1 protein-coding gene is annotated in these 513 nt (G+C 71.5%); it reads left to right on the top strand.

Annotation, left to right across the window (positions count from 1 at the left end; genetic code table 11):
- The first annotated feature begins 8 nt into the window (after nucleotides 1–8).
- The gene (locus tag FJV41_RS57245) at nucleotides 9–134 is read left to right on the top strand and encodes a peptidoglycan-binding domain-containing protein (protein ID WP_497812685.1); all 126 of its coding nucleotides are present in this window, start codon (nucleotides 9–11) and stop codon (nucleotides 132–134) included.
- The last annotated feature ends 379 nt before the right edge of the window (nucleotides 135–513 follow it).

Genomic DNA, 513 nt, shown 5'->3' with positions numbered 1-513 from the left:
GCTACGACGTGGGCACGCCGGACGGCGGCATGGGCCCGAAGACGTCGAACGGCCTGCGGGCGTTCCAGAAGGACAAGGGCCTGCCGGTGACGGGGCGGCTGGATGCCGCCACGACGGACGCGCTTTCGCGCTGAGCACGGCAGGGACCGCGAGGTCCCTGTTTTTTTTCCTGCGGAGCGTGGCCGTCGGCTCCCCGCGAAGGGCGCGATCGTGTGCCAGAGCGCGCTGCAGCGCACCCCGTGTCGACCGCCGCGGCCGACCGAATCGTTCTGAAACCTCCTGAATCCTCCCGGCACCGTGCCTGCGGCCGCCGAGGCCCCTATACTCCCGCCCGTTGGTGCTCGCGCGGCCGCTTCCGGCCGCGCAGTTAAACGGGAACCAGGAAGGGCCAGTCCGCCACGGACATCCGCCCCGGCCTGGGCTGCCCCCGCAACGGTCAGCGATGGAAGGCGCACGTGCATGAGCCGCGCGCCTTCGGCCCCTGGAACGATGCCCACTGGACAAGCCCTCGCG

It is taken from the genome of Myxococcus llanfairpwllgwyngyllgogerychwyrndrobwllllantysiliogogogochensis (assembly GCF_006636215.1).
In the GTDB taxonomy this organism is placed as follows: domain Bacteria; phylum Myxococcota; class Myxococcia; order Myxococcales; family Myxococcaceae; genus Myxococcus; species Myxococcus llanfairpwllgwyngyllgogerychwyrndrobwllllantysiliogogogochensis.
The sequence above is the reverse complement of the archived record's forward strand: the minus strand, read 5'-3'. Positions and strand labels throughout refer to the sequence as shown.